The 16,295-nt window shown below is 71.9% G+C and carries 15 protein-coding genes; 10 read left to right on the top strand and 5 right to left on the bottom strand.

The genetic code is table 11. The features are described 5' to 3' along the window. Positions 1-250 precede the first annotated feature (250 nt). Entirely contained in the window at positions 251-754 is a 504-nt protein-coding gene (locus STRCI_RS39800) for a hypothetical protein (protein ID WP_269663886.1), read from the bottom strand. A gap of 37 nt (positions 755-791) precedes the next feature. Continuing rightward, a complete protein-coding gene (locus STRCI_RS39795; protein ID WP_269663885.1) occupies positions 792-1,622 on the bottom strand; it encodes a DUF2249 domain-containing protein in 831 nt (276 codons plus the stop codon). Positions 1,623-2,027: 405 nt separating this feature from the next. Between STRCI_RS39795 and STRCI_RS39790 the strand changes: the two genes are divergently transcribed. The 9 genes from STRCI_RS39790 (at position 2,028) to STRCI_RS39750 (ending at position 12,320) form a co-directional block, all read left to right on the top strand. Next, positions 2,028-5,723: a nitrate reductase subunit alpha gene (locus STRCI_RS39790; protein WP_269663884.1), complete on the top strand. Its 3,696-nt coding sequence runs from the start codon at positions 2,028-2,030 to the stop codon at positions 5,721-5,723. 1 nt (position 5,724) lies between these two features. Next, entirely contained in the window at positions 5,725-7,251 is a 1,527-nt protein-coding gene (gene narH / locus STRCI_RS39785; protein WP_269663883.1) for a nitrate reductase subunit beta, read from the top strand. Next, positions 7,248-8,033 (top strand): nitrate reductase molybdenum cofactor assembly chaperone, encoded by a 786-nt coding sequence (gene narJ / locus STRCI_RS39780; protein WP_269663882.1) that lies wholly within the window; start codon positions 7,248-7,250, stop codon positions 8,031-8,033. Before narH ends, narJ begins: the two co-directional genes overlap by 4 nt. Next, positions 8,030-8,806 carry a respiratory nitrate reductase subunit gamma gene (gene narI / locus STRCI_RS39775; RefSeq protein ID WP_269663881.1) on the top strand — a complete coding sequence of 259 codons (777 nt, stop codon included), beginning with the start codon at positions 8,030-8,032 and terminating at the stop codon, positions 8,804-8,806. The genes narJ and narI overlap by 4 nt, the downstream gene beginning before the upstream one ends. Beyond that, the gene (locus tag STRCI_RS39770; protein WP_269663880.1) at positions 8,803-9,438 is read left to right on the top strand and encodes a vitamin K epoxide reductase family protein; all 636 of its coding nucleotides are present in this window, start codon (positions 8,803-8,805) and stop codon (positions 9,436-9,438) included. The genes narI and STRCI_RS39770 overlap by 4 nt, the downstream gene beginning before the upstream one ends. Before the next feature lie 23 nt (positions 9,439-9,461). Then, positions 9,462-10,049, top strand: a complete 588-nt coding sequence (epsC, locus tag STRCI_RS39765; protein ID WP_269663879.1) for a serine O-acetyltransferase EpsC — start codon at positions 9,462-9,464, stop codon at positions 10,047-10,049. Beyond that, the gene (gene cysK / locus STRCI_RS39760; RefSeq protein WP_269663878.1) at positions 10,046-10,981 is read left to right on the top strand and encodes a cysteine synthase A; all 936 of its coding nucleotides are present in this window, start codon (positions 10,046-10,048) and stop codon (positions 10,979-10,981) included. Before epsC ends, cysK begins: the two co-directional genes overlap by 4 nt. A gap of 138 nt (positions 10,982-11,119) precedes the next feature. Further along, positions 11,120-11,956, top strand: coding sequence for a class I SAM-dependent methyltransferase (locus STRCI_RS39755; protein WP_269663877.1), 837 nt, complete (start codon positions 11,120-11,122; stop codon positions 11,954-11,956). 13 nt (positions 11,957-11,969) lie between these two features. After that, positions 11,970-12,320 carry a cupin domain-containing protein gene (locus STRCI_RS39750; RefSeq protein WP_269663876.1) on the top strand — a complete coding sequence of 117 codons (351 nt, stop codon included), beginning with the start codon at positions 11,970-11,972 and terminating at the stop codon, positions 12,318-12,320. A 26-nt stretch (positions 12,321-12,346) separates the two neighbouring features. Here STRCI_RS39750 and STRCI_RS39745 read toward each other — a convergent pair whose 3' ends face one another. The 3 genes from STRCI_RS39745 to STRCI_RS39735 form a co-directional block, all read right to left on the bottom strand. Beyond that, entirely contained in the window at positions 12,347-13,336 is a 990-nt protein-coding gene (locus STRCI_RS39745; protein WP_269663875.1) for an Acg family FMN-binding oxidoreductase, read from the bottom strand. A gap of 64 nt (positions 13,337-13,400) precedes the next feature. Further along, positions 13,401-14,429 carry a type I glyceraldehyde-3-phosphate dehydrogenase gene (gene gap, locus STRCI_RS39740; protein ID WP_269663874.1) on the bottom strand — a complete coding sequence of 343 codons (1,029 nt, stop codon included), beginning with the start codon at positions 14,427-14,429 and terminating at the stop codon, positions 13,401-13,403. Between the two features lie 128 nt (positions 14,430-14,557). Next, positions 14,558-15,250 carry a response regulator gene (locus STRCI_RS39735; protein WP_269663873.1) on the bottom strand — a complete coding sequence of 231 codons (693 nt, stop codon included), beginning with the start codon at positions 15,248-15,250 and terminating at the stop codon, positions 14,558-14,560. A gap of 412 nt (positions 15,251-15,662) precedes the next feature. Here STRCI_RS39735 and STRCI_RS39730 point away from each other — a divergent pair, with 412 nt between their 5' ends. Continuing rightward, complete coding sequence (locus tag STRCI_RS39730; RefSeq protein ID WP_336298831.1) at positions 15,663-16,223, top strand: CBS domain-containing protein; 561 nt, start codon at positions 15,663-15,665, stop codon at positions 16,221-16,223. Positions 16,224-16,295: the final 72 nt, after the last annotated feature.

The following is a 16,295-nucleotide window of genomic DNA, read 5'->3' as shown; positions in this document are numbered from 1 at the left end:
GCGGCCGGACGGTGACCGGGCCGGGCCGGGCGCGGCGTCCACCGCGAGCGACAGCGGTGGGATCGGCCTCGGGGGCGGTCGATGTGGTCGTGCACGGGATACCTCCGGATCGGTCGCCGTCAGCATCCACCGGTGGCGGTGGTCGGCGCGGCGGCCGATGGTCTTGTCCAACGGGGCCGTTGGTCCCTGTCGAAGCGGTTCGGGCCGCCGTTGGTCCCTCTCGGACCGGTTCGGGCCGCCACTGGTCCCTCTAGGGGCGGTTCGGGCCGTGCGGAGCAAGGGCGTCCGCGGTGGCCAGCAAGGCGGCACCGAGGCCGGTCAGCGCGGCGCCCAGGCCCGTGACCAGGGTCGTGAGATGCCAGGCCTGATAGGCGGACATCAGCGAAGCGCGCAGGGACTGGCCCATGAACGCGGTCTGACGCAGCTCGGCGAGCTTCTCGTCGTCGCCTCCGGCGGCGTGCAACTCGGCACTGATCTCGGCATAGGTGCGGCCGCCGGTGGCATGGGCGAGATTGCCCTTGATGAACTCGGCGTAGGCGTGCGCCTCGGGGCCGGTCTCCACCCGTCGGCCCGCATGGGCGGCGAGTTCGGCGGGCAGCCCGCGCGAGGGGAAGGCGATCTTCTGAGCTGCCAGCTCGGTACGAATCTCCTTCCTGCCGCTGCGGCCGCGCCACAGCATGACCGGCCCGGCCACCACCAGGGCCACGCCGACCGTCCCGAGCAGGGTGCCGGCCCGACGGTGCGTTCCGTCCATGATGTGCTGTCCTTCCTTGGGGGTGAGTGGGTTCCGGTCAGCGGTGACTGAACCGCAGCCGCCAGGCTTCGGGGCCTCGTTCGAGGTACTCCACGGCGAAGACCCCCGGATTGCGCTGCTCGATCTGCGCGAGCAGCGGCAGCGGGTCGTGGTGGGCGATCAGCACCATCGCGGTGCCGGCCGGGACGGCGTCGAGCGCGCCGAAGACCGTGGCGTGACGGATGGCGTGGGGCACCTCCCGCACGTCCAGTGCGGGTTCGTCCGCCTGCTGGGCGCCGCAGGCGCACACGCCGCCGCAACCGCCAGGCTCCTCGATTCCCTCGTCGTGCATGTCGTGTCCTTCCTCGTGGTGCCGGTCTTCTTGGATGTCCTCGGTGGACGGGTAGGTGGCGAAGTGCTGGTGCATGTCCTCCAGCAGCGCCGCCAGGGAGACCTCCGGTGTCATGGCGAGCAGCGGCAGGACCAGGCCGTTCTCCTTGGCCACGTGCTCCTCGAAGAGCACTTGCAGGGCGCGGGCGTCGGCCGCGGCGGACGCCGGGTCGGGTGCGGTGCGCAAGGCGTCGACGAGTGCGGTGAGGCAGCGGTGTTCGCCGATGAGGCTCTCGATCAGCAGGCGGGCCTCGCGCATGCGGTGGGCGGCCGGGTAGAGGGTGGCTTCCTCGGCCGCGGCGTGCGGCAGCAGCGAGCGGTCGCAGAAGGCCACCAGCCCGGCGTGGATCTTCTCCGCGGCGCTCGGGTCCCGGTCCTTGGCGGTGAACAGCATCCTCACCCGCCCGGCCAGTTCCCCGGCCAGGCGGGCGTGATGTGCCTCGGCGCTTTCCAGGGCCGTTGCGTCCTCGGGGGCCGAAGCGAGGGTGAGCGCGCTCATGACGGTTCTCCAGCAGGTCACGGTCGGCCCGGCCGACCGGTGCGGGTGTGTCGTGCGTTCCGGGGCGTGGGCACCGGGGAGGGGGATGTCGCGCCCGGCCGCGACGGGCGGCCGGGCGCACGACCGAACCGGGCGCCACGCGCCGTACCCGCGCCTCGTGTGCGGCGGCCGGGGACGATGGATCGGGCCGCCTGGCAGGCACAGAATGCGGTGGTACAGATGGGCATCTGCGGTTCGATCACGGCCAGCATGCAACGCCGGGCATGATCGTCCCCCCGGCCGACCGGACCCAGCACCGGGACCATTGGTCCCTACTGTGACCAGCCATATTGGGCCGGTAGGCCGTGGGCCAGGGACCGGGCAGCCCCGGGTGGAGAGCGGGGTGCGCCGCCTAGCGTCCTGGCCATGGAGAACGATCAGAACGCACGGCGTCAGGCGACGCGGGCCGGCGAAGGCTGGCCGCTGGCCGCGCGCAGGCTCCTTACCCGCAGTGAGGTGTCCGCCGACGGCCGTGCCGTGTTCGGCAAGGGCGATCCGCAGTGGGAGGGCTTCTACCGGGACCGCTGGGCGCACGACAAGGTGGTGCGCTCCACCCATGGAGTCAACTGCACCGGTTCCTGCTCCTGGATGGTGTACGTCAAGGACGGCATCATCACCTGGGAGCACCAGGCGACCGACTACCCGTCGATCGGCGCGGACTGCCCGGAGTACGAGCCGCGCGGCTGCCCGCGCGGGGCCTCCTTCTCCTGGTACACCTACTCGCCCAGCCGGGTCCGCTACCCCTATGTCCGGGGCGAGCTGCTCAAGTTGTGGCGCGAGGCCCGCAAGCGGCTCGGTGACCCGGTCGCCGCCTGGGCCGAGATCACCGGCGACCCGGCCAAGGCCCGTGCGTACAAGCGGGCCCGCGGCAAGGGCGGGCTGGTGCGCGCCGACTGGGACGAGGTGAGCGAGCTGGTCGCCGCCGCCCAGGTGCACACCGTCAAGAAGTACGGCCCGGACCGCGTCGCCGGTTTCTCCCCGATCCCGGCGATGTCGATGGCGTCGTTCGCCGCCGGCGCCCGGTACCACTCGATGATCGGCGGCACGCTGCTGTCGTTCTACGACTGGTACGCGGACCTGCCGGTCGCCTCACCGCAGGTCTTCGGTGACCAGACCGACGTACCGGAGGCCGCGGACTGGTGGAACGCGGGCTACCTGATCATGTGGGGCTCCAACATCCCCGTGACCCGCACCCCGGACGCGCACTTCCTCACCGAGACCCGCTACAACGGCACCAAGATCGTCGCGGTCAGCCCCGACTACGCCGACAACGTCAAGCACGCCGACGAGTGGCTCGCCCCGCACCCCGGCACGGACGGGGCGCTGGCGATGGCGATGGGCCATGTGATCCTGCGCGAGTTCCTGGTCGACCGCGAGGTGCCGTACTTCCAGGAGTACCTGCGCAAGTTCACCGACGCCCCCTTCCTGATCACCCTGCGCGAGCACGAGCGCGGACTGACCCCGGACGGGTTCCTCACCGCGGCCGACCTGGGCCAGGACGGGGAACACGCCGAGTCCAAGACGGTCCTCCTCGACTCGGCCACCGGCGAACCGGTCGTGCCGAACGGCTCGCTCGGCTTCCGCTGGGCACAGGAGAAGGGCAACTGGAACCTGAACCTCGGTGAGGTCGTGCCCGAACTGAGCCTGCTGGAGCGGGCCGAGGAGACGGCCGAGGTCGCGCTGCCCCGCTTCGACGAGGGCGCCACGGAGGGCGGTTCGGTCCTGGTGCGCGGCGTGCCGGTGCGCCGGATCGGCGGCCGCCTGGTCACCACCGTCTTCGACCTGATGCTCGCCCAGTACGGCGTCCACCGCCCCGGCCTGCCGGGCCAGTGGCCCACGTCGTACGAGGACGAGGCCGAGCCCTACACCCCCGCCTGGCAGGAGACGATCACCTCGGTCCCGGCCGAGCAGGCCGCCCGCATCGCCCGCGAGTTCGCCCGCAACGCCGAGCGCACCAACGGCCGTTCCATGATCGCCCTCGGCGCGGGCACCAATCACTGGTTCCACTCGGACACGATCTACCGGGCCTTCCTGGCGCTGCTGACGATGACCGGCTGCCAGGGTGTCAACGGCGGCGGCTGGGCGCACTACGTCGGCCAGGAGAAGGTCCGCCCGGTCACCGGGCAGCAGCACCTGTCGTTCGCCTTCGACTGGCAGCGGCCCACCCGGCACATGGCGGGCACCTCCTACTGGTACCTGAACTCCGACCAGTGGCGCTACGAGGCGTTCGGGCCCGAGGAGCTGGCCTCCCCGCTCGGCACCGGGCGCTTCACGGGCCAGGGCTTCGCCGACTGCCTCGCGCAGGCGGTGCGGCTCGGCTGGACGCCCGGTCACCCCGGCTTCAACCGCAACCCGCTCGACCTCACCGACGAGGCGAAGGCCCGCGGCAAGCAGGTCGCCGAGCACATCGTCGACGAACTCAAGTCGGGGCAGCTGAAGTTCGCGGTCGAGGACCCCGACGACCCGGCGAACTTCCCCCGGGTCCTGACGGTGTGGCGCGCCAACCTGCTGGGCTCCTCCGGCAAGGGCAACGAGTACTTCCTGCGCCATCTGCTGGGCACCGACGCGGCGGTCCGCTCCGAGGAGACCCCGCCCGAGCACCGCCCGAAGGACGTGGCCTGGCGGGAGGAGGCACCCGAGGGCAAGCTCGACCTGATGGTCTGCATGGACTTCCGGATGACCTCCACCGGCCTGCTCGCCGACGTCGTCCTGCCGGCCGCGACCTGGTACGAGAAGGACGACCTGTCCAGCACGGACATGCACCCCTTCGTGCACGCCTTCACCCCAGCCATCGCCCCGCCCTGGCAGGCCCGCACCGACTACGACACCTTCCTGACCCTCGCCGACCGGTTCAGCGAACTGGCCGAGGAGCACCTCGGCACCCGCACCGACGTCATCGCCGTACCGCTGCTGCACGACACCCCCGACGAACTCGCCCAGCCCGGTGGCGTCGTCAGGGACTGGCGGACCGGCGAGTGCGAGCCGATCCCCGGCAAGACCATGCCGAAGCTGGCCGTCGTCGAGCGGGACTACACGGCGATCGCACAGAAGATGCGTGCCGTCGGCCCCCTCCTCGACACCCTGGGCACCACCACCAAGGGCGTCACGGTCCACCCGGACCGCGAGATCGAGGACCTGCGCCGCCGCAACGGCACCGTCCGCGACGGCATCGCGGCCGGCCGGCCCTCGCTGGCCACCGCGAGCGACATGTGCGAGGCGATCCTCGCCCTGTCCGGCACCACCAACGGACGCCTCGCCACCGAGGGCTTCAAGGAGCTGGAGCGCCAGACCGGCAGCGAGGGCCTGGTGGAACTCTCCGCCGAGCGCGAGGCCGAGCGCATCACCTTCGCCGACACCCGCACCCAGCCCCGCTCGGTGATCACCTCCTACGAGTGGTCGGGCTCGGAGACCGGCGGGCGCCGCTACTCGCCGTTCGTCATCAACACCGAGCACATGAAGCCCTGGCACACCCTCACCGGCCGCCAGCACTTCTTCGTCCAGCACGACTGGATGGCCGAACTCGGCGAGCAACTGCCCGTCTACCGGCCGCCGTTGAACACGCCCCGGCACTACGGCGACGAGGAGCTGCACGAGGCCGGCCGGGCCGAGGTGACGGTGCGCTATCTGACGCCGCACTCGAAGTGGTCGATCCACTCGAACTACCAGGACAACAAGTACATGCTCGACCTGTCCCGCGGCGGCCCGACCATCTGGATGTCCACCGTCGACGCCGAGAAGATCGGCGTGAAGGACAACGAGTGGATCGAGGCGTACAACCGCAACGGTGTCGTCGCCGCCCGCACGGTGGTCACGCACCGGATGCCCGAGGGCACGGTGTACATGTACCACGCCCAGGACCGCAACGTGAACGTGCCGAAGACCGAGATCAGCGGCAAGCGCGGCGGCATCCACAACTCCCTGACCCGGCTGCTGCTCAAGCCGACCCATCTCGCGGGCGGCTACGCCCAGTTCACCTACGCCTTCAACTACTACGGCCCGACCGGCAACCAGCGCGACGAGGTCACCGTCATCCGCCGCCGCAGCCAGCAAGTGGAGTACTGACATGCGCGTCATGGCACAGATCGCGATGGTGATGAACCTCGACAAGTGCATCGGCTGCCACACCTGCTCGGTCACCTGCAAGCAGACGTGGACCAACCGCACCGGAGTCGAGTACGCCTGGTTCAACAACGTCGAGACCAAGCCCGGTGTCGGCTACCCCCGCCGCTACGAGGACCAGGAGCACTGGAAGGGCGGCTGGATGCTCGACAAGAAGGGGCGCCTGGTCCTGCGCTCCGGTGGCCGGGTGAAGCGGCTGCTGTCGCTGTTCTCCAACCCCGACCTGCCGAGCATCGAGGACTACTACGAGCCCGTCACCTACGACTACGACAACCTGGTCAGCGCCCCCGCAGGACCGGACATGCCGGTGGCCCGCCCCCGCTCCGTCCTCACCGGCAAGCCCACCGACATCACCTGGGGCGCCAACTGGGAGGACGGTCTCGGCGGCGCCGCCGAGAACGCCGGCGCCGACCCCAACCTGAGCGGCGAGTGGGCCGAGAAGGTCAAGTTCGAGTTCGAGCAGACCTTCCTCTTCCACCTGCCCCGGCTGTGCGAGCACTGCCTCAACCCGGCCTGTGTGTCGGCCTGTCCGTCGGGCGCGATGTACAAGCGGGTCGAGGACGGCATCGTCCTGGTCGACCAGGACAAGTGCCGCGGCTGGCGCATGTGCGTCACGGCGTGCCCGTACAAGAAGGTGTATGTCAACCACGCCACCGGCAAGGCCGAGAAGTGCACCTTCTGCTTCCCGCGCATCGAGGCCGGCCAGCCCACCGTCTGCTCCGAGACCTGCGTGGGACGGCTGCGCTACCTGGGCCTGCTCCTCTACGACGCCGACCGTGTCGGCGAGGCCGCGGCCACCCCGGACCAGAAGGACCTGCTGGACGCCCAGCGCAACGTCTTCCTCGACCCGCACGACCCCGAAGTGGCCCGCGCGGCACGGGAGTCGGGCATCCCCGAGGACTGGCTGGCCGCGGCCCGCCGCTCCCCGGTGTACGACCTGGTCTCCCGGTACAAGGTGGCCCTGCCGCTGCACCCGGAGTACCGCACCCTGCCCATGGTCTGGTACGTGCCCCCGCTGTCCCCGGTCCTCGACGCCGTCGACAACGCGGGCGGCAACCAGGACGACCCCGACCACGTGTTCGCCGCCGTCACCCGGCTGCGCATCCCGCTGGAGTACCTGGCCGAGCTGTTCACCGCCGGGGACACGGATGTCGTCGCCGGAGTACTGATGAAGCTCACCGCGCTGCGCTCGTACATGCGCGAACGCACCCTCGGCGAGGCCGGTGACGAGGCGCCGCTCAAGGCCGTCGGGCTCACCGCACGCGAGGCCGAGGACCTGCACCGGCTGCTCGCCGTCGCCAAGTACGAGGACCGGTACGTCGTCCCCGCCGCGCACAAGGAGGACGCCGCCGCGCTCACCGCGATGGAGAACCGCTGCCCGGTCGAATCCTCCGGCGAGCCCGCCCAGAGCGGCCGCGTCATGCTCGGCATCCCCACCCTGCGCCGCAAGACCGCCGGAGGCAACCCGTGAGCCCCCTGCCCGCCACCATCCCGGCCCTGGTCCGCACGAAGGTCCGCGCGGCCGTGCGCCGCCCGTCCCGCACCACGCCCCAGGAGGCCGAGTCCCGCACCCTGGTGCTGCGACTGTGCTCCCTGCTGCTGCAGTACCCGGACGCCGAACTCGCCGCCGCCCGCCCGGTGCTGACCGCGACCGTCGAGGCGCTGCCGCCCTCGCCCGCCGCCGAGCACCTGGCCGCGTACACCGCCTGGTGCACGGAGCAGGAGCCGGAGGCCCTGGAGCGGCACTACGTCGAGATGTTCGACCTGCGCCGCAAGAGCAGCCTCTACCTCACCTACTACCTGCACGGCGACACCCGCCGCCGCGGCATGGCCCTGCTCACCCTGGCCCAGCGCTACCGCGCCGCCGGCTGGGACACCGACGGCAGTGAACTGCCCGACCACCTCCCGGTCGTCCTGGAGTTCGCGGCGCTCGGCGGCCCCCGGGCGGGCGAGGCACCCCTGCGTCAGCACCGGCGCGGTCTCGAACTGATCCAGCGTGCCCTGACCGACGCCGACTCGCCCTATCGGCACGTCCTGGCCGCCCTGCTCACCCTCCTGCCGCCTGCCACCGAGGCAGATCTGCAGGCGGTGGCCGAGCTGGCCGCTCAGGGCCCGCCGAACGAGGACGTCGGCCTCGACCCCTACGGGTCGGGCGAGTTCGCGCCGCCGGACGCGTTCGTACCGCCCGAGCAGGCATCGCCCACGCTCGTTCCGCCCATGTCCACTCCGCCGCACCCGGAAGGATCCCGATGAGCGCCGCACCTGCCCCTCTCGCCGCAGCGAGCGGCGCCGACCTGCTCCTGTGGGTCGCCATCCCCTACATCTGCCTCGCCGTGTTCGCCGTCGGCCACGTCTGGCGCTACCGCCAGGACCAGTTCGGCTGGACCTCCCGCACCACCCAGCTCCTGGAACACCGCTGGCTGCGCTGGGGCAGCCCGCTGTTCCACCTGGGCGCCTTCATGGTGATCGCCGGGCATGTCGCCGGACTCGCCATTCCGAACTCGTGGACCGAGGCGGTCGGCATCACCGAGCACACCTACCACACCGTGGCCGTCTGGGCGGGCTCGGTGGCGGGCGTCACCATGGTCACCGGGCTGGGCATGCTGTGCGCCCGGCGTCTGCTGAACCGCCAGATCCGGCTCGGCACCGACCGCAGCGACAAGCTCCTCTTCCCGCTGCTGTCGGCCACCGTCCTGCTCGGCATCACCGCGACGGCCTCCCACAACGTCTTCGGCGGCGGCTATGACTACCGCTCCACCGTCTCCGTCTGGTTCCGCGGCCTGTTCGTCCTCCAGCCCCAGCCCGAGGCCATGGCCGGCGCCCCGCTGCTGTTCCAACTGCACGCCCTGACCGCCTGCCTGCTCTTCGCGGCCTGGCCGTTCACCCGGCTCGTGCACGTGTGGAGCGCGCCCATCGGGTACCTGGCCCGCCCGTATCTGGTCTACCGGCGCCGGGCCAACCCGGCCCCCACCCCGGCGACCGCCGGCCGCGCCCGGTCGGCCTCCGGCTCCCGGCGGGCCGCATGAGCCACGGCCCCGCGCTCGCCCCCGACGCCGCGGCCATCCGGCGCGGAGAGGCGGTGAGCGCGCGGCGCCGTACCGGCGTGGTCATGGTCGTCGCCGGGGTCGTCGGGTGGCTCGCCTCCTTCCAGCTCACCGTGGACGGCTGGCGGCTGCTCCGCGATCCCGGCTACCAACCGCCGTGCGACATCAGCCCCGTCGTGAGCTGCGGCAGCGTCATGTCCAGCTCGCAGGGCAGCCTGCTGGGCTTCCCCAACATGCTGCTCGGACTGGGCGCCTTCGCCGCCGTGACCGCCCTGGGCATCGCTGTGCTCTCCGGGGCGCGCCTGCACCGCCGACTGTGGCTGGCTCTCGACGCCGGGGCGCTGGTGGGGGTGGTGTTCGTCCACTGGCTGATCGTCCAGTCGCTCTACGAGCTCAACAAGATCTGCCCGTACTGCGCCGTCGTGTGGGTCGTCACCATCGCCTTGTTCTGGTACCTGACCGTGCACTGCCTGGAACAGGGGATCGTCCCGGTCCCCCGAGGTGTCCTGTACATCGTCCGGGACACGCACTGGATGCTGCTCGCCGCCTGGTACGGGGTGATCGCACTACTCGCCCTCACCCGGTTCTGGCCGTACTGGAGCAGCCTGCTGTAACCGGGCCCCACAGAAAGACGCGCATGCTCTTCGAAGACCTCCGGACGGCCTGCCGCAAGGACCCCGCCCTGCACGGCGTCCACGTGGTCGATGTCCTGCTGTATCCCGGCCTGTGGGCGATCTGGTCCCACCGGCTCGCCCACCGGCTGTACCGGCTCGGTGTACCGCTGGTGCCCCGGCTGCTGTCCCAGCTCGCCCGCGCCCTGACCGGGATCGAGATCCACCCCGGTGCCGTCATCGGGCGCCGCTGCTTCATCGACCACGGCATGGGCGTGGTGATCGGCGAGACGGCTGTCGTCGGCGACGACGTGATGCTCTACCACCGCGTCACCCTCGGCGGCACCGGTTGGTGGACCGACACGAAGACCGCCAAGCGGCATCCCACCGTCGGCGACCGCGTCGTCCTCGGCGTCGGCGCCACCGTGCTCGGCCCGATCCACGTCGGCCACGACACGATCATCGGCGCGCACGCCCTCGTCCTGCGCGACGTCCCCGCCCGCTCCCGCGTCCACGCGGCACCCGCGTCCGCCACCGCCCGCCCCGGCGGCACCGCGACGCCGACCCACGCCGGGTTCCTCACCCCGGCGGAGAAGAAAGAAGGACGAACATGACGGCTCCCCACGCGTCGATCGCGCCCTCGATCACAGCACTGATCGGCCGCACCCCTCTGGTGGCACTGCGCCGCCTCGGCGCGGACCTGCCCGTGCGGCTGGTCGCCAAGCTGGAGTCCGCCAACCCCGGCGGCAGCGTCAAGGACCGCATCGCCCTGGCGATGATCGAGGACGCCCAAAGCGTCGGCGCACTCCGGCCCGGGCAGCGCATCGTCGAACCGACCAGCGGCAACACCGGCATCGGCCTGGCCATGGTGGCCGCCGCCAAGGGCCACCCCGTCACCTTCACCATGCCCGAGAGCATGAGCACCGAGCGGCGCGCCCTACTGCGCGCCTACGGCTCGGACCTGATCCTCACCCCGGCCGCCGAGGGCATGACGGGCGCCGTCGCCCGCGCCGCTGAACTGGCCGAGATGCACGACTGGTTCATGCCCCAGCAGTTCCGCAACCCGGCGAATCCCGACGCCCACCGCCGCACCACCGCTCAGGAGATCTGGCAGGACACCGCCGGGCAGATCGACATGCTGGTGGCCGGCGTCGGCACCGGCGGCACCGTCACCGGCGTCGGGCAGGTCCTCAAGGAGAAGAACCCCGGCATCACCGTGGTGGCCGTGGAACCGGCGGAGTCCGCCGTCCTGTCCGGCGGCTCCCCCGGCCCGCACCGCATCCAGGGCCTCGGTGCCGGCTTCGTCCCGGACGTCCTGGACACCGAGGTGTACGACACGGTCTGCCGGGTCTCCCTGGCCGAGGCACAGGCGCAGGCCCGTCGCCTGGCCCGCACCGAGGGCATCCTCGCCGGAGTCTCCGGCGGAGCGGCCCTGCACGCCGCCACCACGCTCGCCCAACGCCCGCGGCACAAGGGCGCCTTGATCGTCGTCGTCCTGCCCGACACCGGAGAGCGCTACCTCAGCACCGACCTGTTCGACGTGTAGGGACTTCACCGTGCGACACAACGGACCCACTGGGCCCCGCACTCGGGACGTTCGGCCCCCGCATCCCCTCCCTCACTTAGTTAGGTTTACCTAAGTAACACCGATGCGGGCAGAGAGCGAGGCACGAGCATGACATCCATGGACCCTTCGGACCTGCGGCAGCACATCCCCCTTCCCGGCGCCGGACTCGACGCCACCCGCATGCCCGGCCACTGGCTGCTGGCCCGCCTGGGCAAGCGCGTCCTGCGCCCCGGGGGCGTGGAACTGACCTGCTGGATGCTCGACAACCTGCTCCTCGGCCCGGACGACCGGGTGGTGGAACTGGCCGCAGGCCTGGGAGCCACCGCCCGTCTGACCCTCGCCCGCGACCCGGGCTCCTACACGGCCGTCGACCGCGACCCCGCCGCCGTGGCGGGCCTGGCCACGCTGACCACGTCGGGCACGACCGCCGTGATGGCCGTGCGGGCCGACGCCGCGGACACCGGTCTGCCGACCGGCAGCGCCACCGTCGTGTACGGGGAGGCCATGCTGACCATGCAGCCCGACCCCGCCAAACGCCGCATCGTGCGCGAAGCCCGGCGGCTGCTCGCCGGCACTGACGGCCGGTACGCCATCCACGAGCTGTGCCTGCTGCCGGACGACCTCGGCCAGGAACACACCGAGGCGATCACCAGGGATCTGGGCGGGGCCATCCACGTCGGCGCCCGCCCGCTCACCCCCAGCGGCTGGGCCGCCCTGCTCACCGACGAGGGCTTCACCGTCACCGCGCACCGGATGACTCCGATGGCCCTGCTGGAACCCCGCCGGCTCATCTCCGACGAGGGGTTCGGGCAGGCCGTTCGTATCGCCGGCCGTACCCTGCGCGACCCAGTGGCCCGGCAGCGCGTCCTGGAGATGCGCCAGGTCTTCCGCCGCCACCAGGCCCACCTCGGCGCCATCAGCCTCATCGCCACTCCCACCCCGCCCCAGTCCTGAGGAGGAACCCGCCATGTCCGCCACCGTGCTCACCGACCTGGTCGCCGAACTGACCGTGCCCGAGGACGGCACCCTCAGCCGCGTCCTGTACCGCGACGACCGCCTGCGCGTGATCGGCTTCGCGTTCGCCGCCGGCCAGGAACTGACCGAGCACACCTCGGCCCTGCCCGTGGTCATCCAGGTCGTCCAGGGCCACCTCGACCTCGTCCTCGGCGACGTGAAGACCGAGGCCACGCCCGGGACCTGGATCCACCTGCCCGCACGGCTGCCGCACTCGGTGCACGCCAGCGAGCCCAGCGTCATGCTGCTCACGATGCTGCCCGCCCCGGAGCCGTCCGGGTCCGGGGAGCCGTCCGGGGCCTGACTCGGCTGCGCGGCCCGCCGCCGGGCTCACAGGACGTCGAGCACGTCTCCCACCGGGCGGCGGGGCGTGGCAGCGCCCCTCGGTCCGTAGCCGAGCCGCACCACCATCTGAACCTGGCCGGTGCCCGAGCCCGGATCGCGGGCCAGCAGGCGCAGCTCGCGGTCCTCCAGGGCGTGGGAGGTCAGAGAGGTGGCCAGGTCGGCCAGGGTGGCCTCCAGCAGAACGCGCTCCAGCGCCTGGCCGGCGCGCAGCCAGTCCGCGGGATGGTCGCCGACGGTACTCAGGAGCGCCAGATGCGGGGTGTGCTCGAAGGCGGTGGCGCCCCGGTCGGCGACACGCCGTCGCCCGGCGAAATCCCGCACGGGAGCCCTGCCACTCCGTTTGCGCGGCCCGAAGGCGTACTCGGGGACCCCGTCGACGGCCAGGTCCGCCTCCGGCCCGAGCCGGGTCCAGCGCACCAGATCCTCATTGGCGTCGGGGTCCATGACGTCGCGGCTCTCCGCGTCGCGCACCAGGTCGAGCATGGTCTCGGCATGCCAGACGCCGGGGAAGTGCAGCCCGGCCCCCTCGCGGGCAGCGGCCTCCCGCAACGTGGCCCGGACGTCCTCGGGCACGTCCTTGTCGGCGAAGGGGTGGCGGCTGGTGTGGCGCTGCCGGATCGCCGGGTACAGCCGCGCCAGGTCGTCCTCCTGCGGGCGCCCGGCCGGGCCGGCCAGCCGCACGGCGGCCAGCAGCAGCGGATCCTGCGGCTCGGGCAGCAGGCGCGTCTCCGGTACGAGGCCGGCGTGGGCCGCGGCGACGCGCAGGTTGAACAGCGCCGCGCCGCAGCCGATGTGCAGCGCCCGGTCGTCCGGATCCGAGTGCGGCATGGCCCGCTCCGGATCGGCATGCAGCTGGACGACACCCTCGCCGGTCAGGAAGCGGAAGCGCCAGGGCTGCGCGTTGTGCATGGACGGGGCCGCCGTGGCGTCGGCCACCAGCTCCGCCACCGTCTTCTCATCCAGCCGCGTTGTCATGGCGTCCTCCTCGCACGCTCCGGTGCGGACCGGGTTCCCCATCGACGGCCCCTGCCGCTTCTCGTCAGCCGCGCGGGAGGCGGGCGGCGACGTACTCGGTGAGGTCGAGCAGCCGGTTGGTGTAGCCCCACTCGTTGTCGTACCAGCCGAAGACCTTGACCAGATCGCCGTGGGCCTGGGTGAGCGGGGCGTCCAGGACGCACGAGGCCGGGTCTCCCACGATGTCCCGGGAGACGATCGGGGCATCGGACACCCGCAGGACGCCCTTGAGCGGTCCGTCGGCGGCCTCCCGGAAGGCGGCGTTGACCTCTTCCGCGGTGACGGGCCGCTCCAGCACGACGCTCAGGTCGGTGAGGGAGCCGTCCTCGACGGGGACGCGTACGGCGATGCCGTCGAGGGTGCCCGCCAGCTCCGGCAGAACCAGGCCGACGGCGCGGGCGGCGCCGGTCGAGGTGGGGATGATGTTGACGGCGGCACTGCGGCCGCGGCGCGGGTCCTTGTGCGGGCCGTCCAGGACCACCTGGTCGTTGGTGTAGCCGTGGATGGTGGTCATCAGGCCCTTGACGAGGCCGAAGCCCTCGTCGAGGACCTTCACCATCGGCGCCACGCAGTTGGTGGTGCAGGAGGCGTTGGACACGACATGGTCCCGCTCCGGGTCGTACGTGCCCTCGTTGACGCCCATCACGATCGTGGCGTCGACGCCCTTGCCCGGCACCGACAGCAGCACCTTGCGCGCGCCCGCCGTCAGATGTGCCCCGGCCTGCTCCCGGGTGCGGAAGCGGCCGGTGGACTCGATAACGACGTCGACGCCGAGGTCGCCCCAGGCCAGGGCGGCCGGGTCGCGCTCGGCGGTGACGGCGACGCGATGCCCGTCGACGGTGATGGAGCTGTCGTCGTGCTCGACGGTGCGGCCGAGGCGGCCATACGTCGAGTCGTACGCCAGCAGATGAGCCAGGGCCGCCGGCGAGGTGATGTCGTTGATCGCCACGACCTCGACCGGGGTGCCCGAGGCGGCCTCCGCGCGCTCCAGCACCAAGCGCAGGTAGTTGCGTCCGATGCGGCCGAAGCCGTTGATTCCCACGCGCACGCTCATGTCCGTCGCCCTCTCGGTCGATTCGCACCTGCTACCCGCTGCCAGCGTGCCGACCGGGGCTTCGATCGAGCTTGGGCCGTACGGGGGCGAGCCGGGGGACGTTCGGCCCAACGGCCCGTCCGGGCGGCTCAGTGGCCGTCGCGCCGGAGCCGGTCCTGGGCCTGGGTGGCGATGACGGCCGCCTGGACGCGGCGCTCGACACCGAGCTTGGCCAGCAGCCGGGAGATGTGGTTCTTGACCGTCTTCTCGGCGAGATACAGGCGCTGGCCGATCTGGCGATTGGTGAGACCCTCGCCGATGAGCGCCAGGATCTCCCGTTCCCGTTCGGTCAGGCCGGGCAGGGCGTCGGCCTCGGGCTCCGTCTCCTGGCCCTGGCGCAGCCGGGCCATCAGCTTGGCGGTGGCGCTCGGGTCGAGCAGGGACTGGCCCGCGGCCACCGTGCGCACGGCAGACACCAGGTCCGAGCCCTGGATCTGCTTCAGCACATAGCCGGACGCGCCCGCCATGATCGAGTCCAGCAGGGCCTCCTCGTCGTCGAAGGAGGTCAGCATCAGACAGGCCAGCTCCGGCATGCGCGAGCGCAGCTCCCGGCAGACCGACACTCCGTCGCCGTCGGGCAGGCGGACGTCGAGGACCGCCACCTGCGGGCGCAGCGCGGGCACGCGTACCAGCGCCTGCTCGGCGTTGGCGGCCTCGCCGACGACGGTGATGTCCGGTTCGTCGTTCAGCAGGTCGTGCACCCCGCGCCGTACGACCTCGTGGTCGTCCAGCAGGAAGACCCGGATCGGGTTGTCGGGTCCGGGCCGCACGCCGTCCGCCATCGGAAGCTCCTGGTTCTACGTTGTCACGCCGTCTGATTCCCGCACCGGACCGCGCCCGGGGGCGCGACCGGTCGTCCTTGTCTGCTTCCGATCCTGCGCGATCGCGGGCCGATGGGCCAGGGCCGGTCGGCCCCACTGGTCCCGGTATTCCGTCCCACCGGCATTCGGTCCCCCGGCCTCGGGACGATCGGCCCCTGCCCCCGCAGGTCGTCGTGCGGGACGCTGAAGAGACATCGGGGGCCGGATCCTCGGGACGGTCCGAAGGGACAGCAGCGACCGCTCGGTCGACAGAGCCCTGCACTCCGGCCCCGATGCCATCACAGACGCCACGCCCCCACCCGGGACCTCACGCAGGCGGGCGTCCCGGACACGGAAGGAAGATGGCGTGATGAGCCGTACCGTCGGCGAAGTCATGACAAGCGAGGTGGTCGAAGCGCGCAGGGAGACGTCGTTCAAGAACCTGGCCCGGCTCCTGGACCGGCACCGCATCAGCGGCCTGCCCGTCGTGGACCACGACGACAAGGTCGTGGGCGTCGTGTCCGGGACCGACCTGCTGCGTCACTCCACCGGCGCGGCCCGGGCCACGACCGCTGAGGAGCTGATGTCGACGCCCGCCGTCACGGTGCATCCCGAACAGCGCGTCGCGGACGCCGCACGTGTCATGGAACGCCACCGCGTCGACCGGCTTCCCGTGGTGGACGAGGAGGACCGGCTGATCGGCATCGCCACCCGGCGAGACCTGCTGCGGGTGTTCCTGCGCACCGACGAGGAGATCCGCCGGGAGGTGACCGACGACGTCCTGACACGGGATCTGCGTCTGCCGCCCCGCACCGTGACGGTCTCTGTCCGGGACGGCATGGTCACGCTCGACGGGCAGCTGGAACGGCGTGGCGACATCCCCCTCGCCCTCCAACTGGCATGGCGGGTGGACGGAGTGGTCGGCGTCGTCAACAAGCTGACGCCGAGGCCGTGAGGGCCGTCCGGCCCCGCGATCCGGGGCCGCTCGGACACCGACCGGAGACCGGGTGGCCGTGCCCGGCACGGG

The organism is Streptomyces cinnabarinus, assembly GCF_027270315.1.
Classification (GTDB): Bacteria; Actinomycetota; Actinomycetes; order Streptomycetales; family Streptomycetaceae; genus Streptomyces; species Streptomyces cinnabarinus.
The sequence above is the reverse complement of the archived record's forward strand: the minus strand, read 5'-3'. Positions and strand labels throughout refer to the sequence as shown.

Bases quoted from the DNA above. Each gene is read 5' to 3' on its own strand.
- STRCI_RS39800 (WP_269663886.1), bottom strand. From the start codon at position 754: ATGGACGGAACGCACCGTCGGGCCGGCACCCTGCTCGGGACGGTCGGC.
- STRCI_RS39795 (WP_269663885.1), bottom strand. From the start codon at position 1,622: ATGAGCGCGCTCACCCTCGCTTCGGCCCCCGAGGACGCAACGGCCCTG.
- STRCI_RS39790 (WP_269663884.1), top strand. From the start codon at position 2,028: ATGGAGAACGATCAGAACGCACGGCGTCAGGCGACGCGGGCCGGCGAA.
- narH (WP_269663883.1), top strand. From the start codon at position 5,725: ATGCGCGTCATGGCACAGATCGCGATGGTGATGAACCTCGACAAGTGC.
- narI (WP_269663881.1), top strand. From the start codon at position 8,030: ATGAGCGCCGCACCTGCCCCTCTCGCCGCAGCGAGCGGCGCCGACCTG.
- STRCI_RS39770 (WP_269663880.1), top strand. From the start codon at position 8,803: ATGAGCCACGGCCCCGCGCTCGCCCCCGACGCCGCGGCCATCCGGCGC.
- epsC (WP_269663879.1), top strand. From the start codon at position 9,462: ATGCTCTTCGAAGACCTCCGGACGGCCTGCCGCAAGGACCCCGCCCTG.
- cysK (WP_269663878.1), top strand. From the start codon at position 10,046: ATGACGGCTCCCCACGCGTCGATCGCGCCCTCGATCACAGCACTGATC.
- STRCI_RS39755 (WP_269663877.1), top strand. From the start codon at position 11,120: ATGGACCCTTCGGACCTGCGGCAGCACATCCCCCTTCCCGGCGCCGGA.
- STRCI_RS39750 (WP_269663876.1), top strand. From the start codon at position 11,970: ATGTCCGCCACCGTGCTCACCGACCTGGTCGCCGAACTGACCGTGCCC.
- STRCI_RS39745 (WP_269663875.1), bottom strand. From the start codon at position 13,336: ATGACAACGCGGCTGGATGAGAAGACGGTGGCGGAGCTGGTGGCCGAC.
- gap (WP_269663874.1), bottom strand. From the start codon at position 14,429: ATGAGCGTGCGCGTGGGAATCAACGGCTTCGGCCGCATCGGACGCAAC.
- STRCI_RS39735 (WP_269663873.1), bottom strand. From the start codon at position 15,250: ATGGCGGACGGCGTGCGGCCCGGACCCGACAACCCGATCCGGGTCTTC.
- STRCI_RS39730 (WP_336298831.1), top strand. From the start codon at position 15,663: ATGACAAGCGAGGTGGTCGAAGCGCGCAGGGAGACGTCGTTCAAGAAC.